Below are 8,568 nucleotides of genomic sequence, written 5' to 3' on the forward strand. Positions count from 1 at the left end.
CGTGTAGAGCGTGTTGGGCAGCGGCGGCATGAGGTACTCGCGCGGGCCGACCGACTGGGCTACGAGGGGCAGCTGGTCCGGTCGGTGGCCGGGAGGCAGGTCGTGGACGGCGAGGCCGCCGATGAGGTACTCCGCGAGCCGGTCGTCGGGCAGCGACTCGAGGAAGTCCCGCGTCGCGTCGACGAGCCCGAGCCCGACGGCGTTCGCGGTGATCTTGCGGTCGAGCAGCCAGGCCTTCGCGTCCGGCTGCGCCAGCGTCTGGGCGAGCACGTCGTGCAGCTCGAGCACCTCGACGCCGTGACCGGTCAGGGCCCCGACGAACTCGGCGTGGTCGCGCTCCGCCTGGTCGACCCACATCACGTCGTCGAAGAGCAGGTCGTCGTTGTTCGAGGGGGTGAGCCGCCGGTGGGCCAGGCCCGGGCGGCACACGAGGACCTTGCGCAGCCGGCCCACCTCCGAGTGCACGCCGAGGCTCGCGCTGGGGCGGGGGCCGGCGGGGTCGCCGCTGGCGGGGTGGTGCGCCGGGGTTGCCGGGTGGGTCGTCATTGGTTCCCTCTCTCGCAGTCAGCTCAAAGTCTGCCGCACGGCGGGCCGATCGCCCCCGGCGGTGATGAGTGAACCGGCCGGTACACCACCCAGTTCACCCTCGAACGGTCCGTTCGGGGTTGAAACGGGTGGTGTACTGACCAGTTCGACCACGAGCGGTCCGTTCGCGGGGTCAGAGGCGCTGGATGACCCCGGCGATGAGCGGGCCGAGCCGCTTGGCGGTGCGCTCGGCGACGGCAACCACCTCCGCCGGGTCGATACCCGACGGCTGGCCCTCGATCGCCGTCACGGTCGACAGCCCGAGCAGCTCGATGCCCAGCTCGCGGGCGGCCACCGCCTCGAGCACCGTCGACATGCCGAGCATGTCGCCACCGACCCGCCGGAGCCACTCGGCCTCGGCCCATGTCTCGTAGTGCGGCCCGCGGAGCATCGCGTAGACACCCTCGTCGAGGGCCGGGGCGAACGCACGGGCCAGGCCCCGCAACCGCGCCGACCACGCGTCGGTCAGGTCGACGAAGCGCGGCCCCACGAGCGGCGACACCCCGGTGAGGTTGAGGTGGTCGGCGACGAGGACGGCCTGCCCGACCTGCCAGTCGTCGCGCAGGGAACCGTTCGCGTTCGTCAGGACGGCGGCGCGCACCCCCGCGGCGGCCGCGACCCGCATCCCGTGCACGACCGGGACCGGGCCGTGCCCCTCGTAGAGGTGGGTGCGACCCGCGTAGACCAGGGTCGGCACACCACCGACGAGGACCGAGGCCACCGTCCCCGCGTGTCCCTCGGCCACCGGGGCGTGGAAGCCGGGCAGGTCCGTCATCGCGAGCTCGACGGCCGGCTCACCGAGCGCCTCAGCGGCCGGGCCCCAGCCGGAGCCGAGCACGACGAGGACCTCGTGGCGGGCTCGTCCGGTCCGCTCCGCCAGCACGGCTGCGGAGGCCCGCGCAGCGGCATACGGGTCGCGGTCGGTGCTCACCTCGTCAGGCTAACGGGCACGTGCCTACGATGCGCGGATGCAGCAGCCACCCGTCGCCCGCCGCCAGCCCACGCTCCGAGAGCGCCACGGCGAGTCGTTCGAGGACCCCTACGCCTGGATGGCGAACCGCGACGACCCCGACCTGCTCGGCTACCTCGAGGCGGAGAACCGGTGGGCCGAGGAGCGGACCGCCCACCTGCAGCCGCTCGCCGAGACGATCTACGAGGAGTTCCGGTCCCGGATCAAGGAGACCGACCTCAGCGTGCCCGTCCGGCACGACCGCTGGTGGTACTACTCCCGCACGATCGAGGGCCAGCAGTACCCCGTCGACGCACGGGTCCTGCTCACCGACCAGCCCGAGCGTCCCTCCCTGGAGGGCGATGCTGCACCCGCCGGTGAGGAGGTGCTCCTCGACCAGAACGCCGCCGCTGCCGGGCACGACTTCTTCGCCGTCGGGGCGAGCGAGGTGTCCCCGGCCGGGGACGTGCTCGCGTATGCCGCTGACCTCGCGGGAGACGAACGCTACGACGTGCGCGTGGTGCGGATCGCGACGGGGGAGGTGCTCGACGAGGCGGTGCGGCAGACGGGCGGGTCGCTCGCGTGGTCGCTGGACGCCCGCTACCTGTTCTACACGCGGGTCGACGAGGCGTGGCGCCCCCACCAGGTGTGGCGCCACGAGGTCGGCACGGCCCAGGACGGGGACGTGCTCGTCCACGAGGAGACGGACGAGCGGTTCTTCGTCGGCGTCGGCGCCTCCCGCGACGACCGGCACGTCATCATCGCGATCGGCTCCAAGACGACGAACGAGTACCGCATCCTCGACGCCGCGGAGCCGCTCGGCGAGCCCCGCGTCGTTGCCGAGCGCCGACAGGGCGTCGAGTACGACATCGAGCCGGTGGGCGAGCACCTGCTCGTCGTGCACAACGCCCGCCGGACGAACTTCGAGCTGGCGGTCGCACCGATCACGTGCACGAGCCACGACGAGTGGCTCCCGCTCGACGTGACGAGCGAGGACGAGTACGTCACCGGTGTCGATGGGTTCGAGCAGTTCATCGCCGTCTCGCTGCGGCGGGAGGGCGGGACGGCGGTGCGCGTCATCGAGCGGTCCACCACCTCGTCGGCGCCGGCAGGGCTGGGTGAGGCGCACGACGTCGAGCTCGGCGAGCCGCTCCACACCATCCGGGTCGGCACCAACGCCGAGACGTCGACCCCGACCATCCAGCTCGTGTGGGAGTCGCTCGTCACGCCGCGGACGGTCATCGACTACGACGTCGCGACCCGGACCAGCACCATCCTCAAGCGGCAGGAGGTCCTCGGCGGGCACGATCCCGGCGACTACGTTCAACGTCGTGAGTGGGCGACCGCCCCGGACGGTGCACGCGTCCCGATCTCGCTCGTCCACCACCGCGACACCCCGCTCGACGGGACCGCGCCGGGACTGCTCAACGGCTACGGCGCCTACGGCATCTCGAGCGACCCGTGGTTCTCGGTGCTCCGCCTCTCGCTGCTGCAGCGGGGCTGGGTCTTCGCCATCGCGCACGTCCGCGGCGGCTCCGAGATGGGCCGCAGCTGGTACGACGCCGGCAAGCTCGAGCACAAGGGCAACACGTTCACCGACTTCGTCGCGTGCGCCGACCGGCTGGTGGAGGGCGGGGTCGTCGCTGCCGACCGGCTGGCGGCCGAGGGCGGCTCCGCGGGCGGCCTGCTCATGGGGGCCGTGGTCAACCTCGCTCCGGACCGCTTCCGCTTCGTCCACGCGTCGGTCCCGTTCGTCGACGCGCTCACGACGATCCTCGACCCGTCCCTGCCGCTGTCGGTGATCGAGTGGGAGGAGTGGGGCAACCCCGTCGAGGACGCGGCCGCCTACGCCCTCATGCGGTCCTACTCGCCCTATGAGAACGTCACCGGCAAGGCGCATCCCGCGCTCCTCGTCACGACGAGCCTGCACGACACCCGGGTCTACGTGACGGAGCCGGCCAAGTGGGTGGCGGCGCTCCGCTGGGCCGACCGCGACCGCCCCGACGCGCGGCCGATCCTCTTCCGCACCGAGATCGCAGCCGGGCACGGCGGCCAGTCCGGCCGCTACGACCAGTGGCGCCAGTGGGCGTGGGAGACGGCGGTCCTGCTCGACATGGTGACGCCCGCGGCGCCGGAGTGAGACGCGGCGACGGGCCGATCCGCCGGCTTCCTAGAATTGTCGCCATGATGTCCACCCTCGACCTGCGTGGGCGCGCGCTCGACGTGCGCTTCCTGCGGCAGGCCCTGCCCCGTGCCGAGTTCGACGTCACGGCCGCCCTCGAGCATGTGCGGCCCATCTGTGCGGACGTCGAGCATCGCGGGGCCGAGGCGTTGCGCGACCTGGGGGAGCGCTTCGACGGGGTGCGTCCGACCCACCTGCGGGTCCCGGCACCGGTGCTGCAGGCCGCGCTCGACCAGCTCGACCCCGACCTGCGAGCCGCCCTCGAGGAGTCGATCCGCCGGGCACGCCTCGTGCACGCCGACCAGCGCCGCACGGACACGACGACCACCGTCGTGCCGGGCGGCACCGTCACCGAGCGGTGGGTGCCGGTCGACCGGGTCGGGCTCTACGTCCCGGGCGGACTGGCCGTCTATCCCAGCAGCGTCGTCATGAACGTCGTGCCGGCGCAGCTCGCCGAGGTCGGCTCGATCGCCGTGACGTCCCCGCCGCAGCGCGACAACACCGGGGTCTTCGCCGGTTACCCCAACCCGACGATCCTCGCCACCTGCGCCCTGCTCGGCGTCGACGAGGTCTACGCCGTGGGGGGCGCGCAGGCCGTCGCGATGTTCGCCTACGGCTTCACCGAGGCGGCCGCCGGCGACGAGACGGCGACGGTGTGTGAGCCGGTGTCGATGGTCACCGGTCCGGGCAACATCTGGGTCGTCGCCGCGAAGCGCCTCCTCAAGGGGCTCATCGGCATCGACGCCGAGGCCGGGCCGACCGAGATCGCCATCCTCGCCGACGAGAGCGCCGACCCCGACCTCGTCGCCGCCGACCTGATCAGCCAAGCCGAGCACGACCCCCTCGCCGCCTCGGTCCTCGTCACCGACAGCGAGGCCCTCGCGGAGGCCACGCAGCAGGCCCTCAGCCGACGGGTGGCAGCGACGAAGCACACCGAGCGGGTCGCCACCGCCCTGCAGGGCCGGCAGTCCCGCATCGTCCTCGTCGACGACCTCGAGGCGGGCCTCGCCGTCGTCGACGCGTATGCCGCGGAGCACCTCGAGGTCCAGACGCGCGATGCCGCTGGGGTGGCCTCCCGCGTCCGCAACGCCGGGGCGATCTTCGTCGGCGACTACGCGCCGGTCAGCCTCGGCGACTACGCCGCCGGGTCCAACCACGTCCTGCCGACGGCCGGCTCGGCCAGCCACTCGAGCGGGCTGTCGGTCCAGTCGTTCCTGCGTGGTATCCACGTCGTCGACTACGACGAGGCGGCCCTACGCGGCGTCGCGCCGCACGTCGTCGCCCTGGCGCAGGCCGAGGACCTGCCGGCGCACGGCGAGGCCGTGACCGCCCGCTTCTCGAGCGCGGTGCCGCGATGAGCGCGGACTCCCCGGAGGCGAGGACGGCGGCACACGAGATCGGACGGCTGCTGCGACCTGACCTGCGCGGCCGCTCGCCCTACGGCGCCCCGCAGCTCGACGTCCCCGTGCGGCTCAACACCAACGAGAACTCCTACCCCGTCCCGGAGGTCATCGTCCGGGCCGTCATGGCGGCGCTCGAGGACGACATCAGGAGCCTCAACCGCTACCCCGACCGCGAGTTCACCGACCTGCGCGCCGTCCTGACGAGCTATCTCGGGCAGCAGTCCGGCGTGCGGGTCAGGCCCGAACAGGTCTGGGCCGGGAACGGGTCCAACGAGGTGCTCTCCCACCTCGTCCAGGCGTTCGGCGGGCACGGCCGCACGGCGCTCGGGTTCACCCCGAGCTACTCGATGCACCCGATCATCACGGCAACGCTCGGCACGACCTGGGCGGACGGGATGCGCGAGTCCGGCACCTTCGAGCTGACCGCCGAGGCGGCCGCCGAGCAGGCGCGGGCGCACGACCCGTCGATCGTGTTCCTCTGCTCGCCGAACAACCCGACCGGCACGGCGCTGCCCTTCGAGGTCATCGGTGCGGTCCTCGACGCGGCCCCCAACGCCGTCGTCGTCGTCGACGAGGCCTACGCGGAGTTTGCCCGGCCCGGCACGCGCAGCGCGCTGACGCTGCTCGAGGGCAACCCCCGCCTCGTCGTCACACGCACGATGAGCAAGGCGTTCGCGTTCGCCGGCGGCCGCCTCGGCTACCTCGTCGCCGACCCCGCGCTCGTCGACGCACTGCGGCTCGTCCGCCTGCCCTACCACCTGTCGACCCCGACGCAGACGATCGCCCGGGTCGCGCTCCAGCACGCCGATCTGCTCCTCGCGACCGTCGAGGCGATCAAGGCCGAGCGGGACCGCATCGTCGACGGGCTCGCCGGGATGGGGCTGGCGCCCGTGGCGAGCGACTCCAACTTCGTCCTCTTCGGCGGCCTCGCCGACGCCCACGCGACGTGGCAGGCGCTCCTCGAGGCCGGCGTCCTCGTCCGCGACGTCGGCATCCCGCACCACCTCCGCGTCACCGCCGGTACACCGGCCGAGACGTCCGCCTTCCTCGAGGCAATGGGCCGCCTCGCCCCGGAGCACCGACTGGAACAGGAGCCGGCATGAGCCGCACGGCCACGATCAGCCGCACGACGAGCGAGTCCTCGATCGAGCTGACCCTCGATCTCGACGGCACGGGGCAGTCCGACGTGTCCACCGGGGTCCCGTTCTACGACCACATGCTCGCCTCGCTCGCCAAGCACGCACTCATCGACCTGTCCGTCAAGGCCAGCGGCGACATCGAGGTGGACGTGCACCACACGGTCGAGGACACCGCGATCGTGCTCGGGCAGGCCCTGCGCCAGGCGCTCGGTGACAAGTCCGGCATCTCCCGCTTCGGCGACGCGACCGTGCCGCTCGACGAGGCGCTCTGCCACGCCGTCGTCGACGTGGCTGGCCGCCCCTACGTCGTCCACGAGGGCGAGCCGGAGGGCCAGCAGTACACCCTCATCGGCGGCCACTTCACCGGCTCGATGACCCGGCACGTGTTCGAGTCCTTCGCCTACAACGCCGGCCTGTGTCTGCACGTGCGGGTCCTCGCGGGACGCGACCCGCACCACATCGTCGAGGCGCAGTTCAAGGCGGTGGCGCGCGCGCTGCGGGCCGCCGTCGCGGTCGACCCGCGGGTGCACGGGATCCCGAGCGCCAAGGGCGCGCTCTGACATGACGCGGCGAGTCGTCATCCTCGACTACGGCAGCGGCAACGTCCGCTCCGCCGTGCGCGCCCTCGAGCGGGTCGGCGCCTCGGTCGAGCTGACCGCCGACCCGCACGCCGCCCTGGAGTGCGAGGGGCTGTTCGTCCCCGGCGTCGGCAACTTCCACGCCTGCATGGCCGGGCTGGCCGCCGCACACGGGCCCCGGATCATCGGCCGCCGGGTCGCCGGCAGCCGCCCGGTCCTCGGCATCTGCGTCGGCATGCAGGTGATGTTCGACGGCTCGGCCGAGCCCTCGGCCGCCCCCCGGGAGGGGCTCGCGGAGTGGCCCGGCACCGTCGAGCGGCTGCCCGCGGACATCGTGCCGCACATGGGGTGGTCGGAGGTCGAGGTCGGCGCCGGCTCCCGGCTGTTCCGCGGCGTCGAGCAGGAGCGCTTCTACTTCGTGCACTCGTATGCCGTCCAGTCCTGGACGCTCGAGGCGACCGGAGCGTTCGCCGTCGTCGCGCCCACGGTGACGTGGGCCGAGCACGGTGCCCGGTTCGTCGCCGCCGTCGAGAACGGGCCGCTGTGCGCGACGCAGTTCCACCCGGAGAAGTCCGGCGACGCGGGGCTGCAGCTCCTCGAGAACTGGGTGGAGAGCCTGTGACGAGCCGAGCGGGACGACGATGACGCCCAGCGGCTGACCACGGGCCACCTGTGCTGCTGAGCCGGCTCAGCGGCATACCTCAAAAGCGTTGAACGACAAGGAGACCCAGCATGTCTGACCAGCCCCGTCTCGAGCTGCTGCCCGCCGTCGACGTCTCGGAAGGCCGCGCCGTCCAGCTCGTCCAGGGCGTCGCGGGCAGCGGCGGCGAGTTCGGCGACCCGTGGGAGGCGGCCAGGGCCTGGCAGGACCAGGGCGCCGAGTGGCTGCACCTCGTCGACCTCGACGCGGCCTTCGGACGGGGGAGCAACCGCGAGGTCATCGACTCGATCGTCCGGCGGCTCGACATCCAGGTCGAGCTCTCCGGGGGGATCCGCGACGCGGCATCGCTCGAGGCCGCGCTCGCGACCGGCTGCCGGCGGGTCAACATCGGCACTGCGGCTCTGGAAGACCCGGAGTGGACCGCCACCATCGTCGCCGAGCACGCGGACCGCGTCGCCATCGGGCTCGACGTCCGGGGCACGACGCTGGCCGCGCGCGGCTGGACCCGCGACGGCGGCGACCTGTGGGAGACCCTCGAGCGGCTCGACGCCGCCGGCTGTGCCCGCTACGTCGTCACCGACGTCAACAAGGACGGCATGCTCCAGGGCCCGAACGTGGCCCTGCTGAGAGACGTGTGCGCCCGCACCGACCGCCCGGTCGTCGCCTCGGGCGGTGTCTCCACCCTCGACGACATCCGTGCGCTGCGCGCCCTCGTGGGCGAGGGCGTCGAGGGAGCCATCGTCGGGTCGGCCCTCTACCGGGGCGCCTTCACCCTGCCCGAGGCGCTCGAGGTCGCAGGGCGGCCGGGGTCATGACCGACCGGCAGCACGGGCCGACGGACGGGCAGCACGCCCACGTCGACGCGACCGGCCGCCCGGCCGACTCGGCGGGCCAGGCGTGGGCCGGCAAGACGATTCCCTCGCACGGCTTCTCGGGCGACACGGGCGAGGCGGCACCGGGCCTGCTCCAGGCGCTCCGCGGTCTTCAGACCGGCTCGAACGCGGGCGCGAAGTCCGGCTCGGATCGGAGTTCGGACCCCGGGCCGGCCCCGGGCCCGTCCCCCGAGACGGA

General features: G+C 73.1%; 8 protein-coding genes and 1 pseudogene. 7 read left to right on the plus strand and 2 right to left on the minus strand.

Annotated elements, in window-relative coordinates; genetic code table 11:
• Both N864_RS16180 and N864_RS16185 read right to left on the minus strand, forming a co-directional pair.
• Window positions 1-546 (minus strand): arginine deiminase family protein (locus N864_RS16180; RefSeq protein ID WP_240474364.1); only part of this gene is annotated, 546 nt, incomplete at its 3' end.
• Window positions 547-718: 172 nt separating this feature from the next.
• Window positions 719-1,516, minus strand: coding sequence for a purine-nucleoside phosphorylase (locus tag N864_RS16185; protein WP_034719124.1), 798 nt, complete (start codon window positions 1,514-1,516; stop codon window positions 719-721).
• 37 nt (window positions 1,517-1,553) lie between these two features.
• On the opposite strand from N864_RS16185, the gene N864_RS16190 reads away from it, so the two are divergent.
• The 7 genes and pseudogenes from N864_RS16190 to N864_RS16220 form a co-directional block, all read left to right on the plus strand.
• Window positions 1,554-3,674 carry a S9 family peptidase gene (locus N864_RS16190; RefSeq protein WP_034719126.1) on the plus strand — a complete coding sequence of 707 codons (2,121 nt, stop codon included), beginning with the start codon at window positions 1,554-1,556 and terminating at the stop codon, window positions 3,672-3,674.
• A 44-nt stretch (window positions 3,675-3,718) separates the two neighbouring features.
• Complete coding sequence (hisD, locus tag N864_RS16195) at window positions 3,719-5,074, plus strand: histidinol dehydrogenase (RefSeq protein WP_034719130.1); 1,356 nt, start codon at window positions 3,719-3,721, stop codon at window positions 5,072-5,074.
• Complete coding sequence (locus tag N864_RS16200; RefSeq protein WP_051518696.1) at window positions 5,071-6,222, plus strand: histidinol-phosphate transaminase; 1,152 nt, start codon at window positions 5,071-5,073, stop codon at window positions 6,220-6,222. The genes hisD and N864_RS16200 overlap by 4 nt, the downstream gene beginning before the upstream one ends.
• The gene (gene hisB, locus N864_RS16205) at window positions 6,219-6,818 is read left to right on the plus strand and encodes an imidazoleglycerol-phosphate dehydratase HisB (RefSeq protein WP_034719134.1); all 600 of its coding nucleotides are present in this window, start codon (window positions 6,219-6,221) and stop codon (window positions 6,816-6,818) included. Before N864_RS16200 ends, hisB begins: the two co-directional genes overlap by 4 nt.
• A 1-nt stretch (window position 6,819) precedes the next feature.
• The gene (hisH, locus tag N864_RS16210) at window positions 6,820-7,458 is read left to right on the plus strand and encodes an imidazole glycerol phosphate synthase subunit HisH (protein ID WP_034719138.1); all 639 of its coding nucleotides are present in this window, start codon (window positions 6,820-6,822) and stop codon (window positions 7,456-7,458) included.
• A 110-nt stretch (window positions 7,459-7,568) separates the two neighbouring features.
• Entirely contained in the window at window positions 7,569-8,312 is a 744-nt protein-coding gene (priA, locus tag N864_RS16215; RefSeq protein ID WP_034719141.1) for a bifunctional 1-(5-phosphoribosyl)-5-((5-phosphoribosylamino)methylideneamino)imidazole-4-carboxamide isomerase/phosphoribosylanthranilate isomerase PriA, read from the plus strand.
• Window positions 8,309-8,568 (plus strand): annotated as a pseudogene (locus N864_RS16220) (hypothetical protein); the annotation flags it as partial. The gene priA and the pseudogene N864_RS16220, both read left to right, overlap by 4 nt.

It is taken from the genome of Intrasporangium chromatireducens Q5-1, assembly GCF_000576575.1.
Taxonomy (GTDB): domain Bacteria; phylum Actinomycetota; class Actinomycetes; order Actinomycetales; family Dermatophilaceae; genus Intrasporangium_A; species Intrasporangium_A chromatireducens.

Excerpts from the sequence above, each read along its gene's own strand:
- N864_RS16200 (WP_051518696.1), top strand. The coding sequence starts at position 5,071 with ATGAGCGCGGACTCCCCGGAGGCGAGGACGGCGGCACACGAGATCGGA.
- N864_RS16190 (WP_034719126.1), top strand. The coding sequence starts at position 1,554 with ATGCAGCAGCCACCCGTCGCCCGCCGCCAGCCCACGCTCCGAGAGCGC.
- hisH (WP_034719138.1), top strand. The coding sequence starts at position 6,820 with ATGACGCGGCGAGTCGTCATCCTCGACTACGGCAGCGGCAACGTCCGC.
- hisB (WP_034719134.1), top strand. The coding sequence starts at position 6,219 with ATGAGCCGCACGGCCACGATCAGCCGCACGACGAGCGAGTCCTCGATC.
- priA (WP_034719141.1), top strand. The coding sequence starts at position 7,569 with ATGTCTGACCAGCCCCGTCTCGAGCTGCTGCCCGCCGTCGACGTCTCG.
- hisD (WP_034719130.1), top strand. The coding sequence starts at position 3,719 with ATGATGTCCACCCTCGACCTGCGTGGGCGCGCGCTCGACGTGCGCTTC.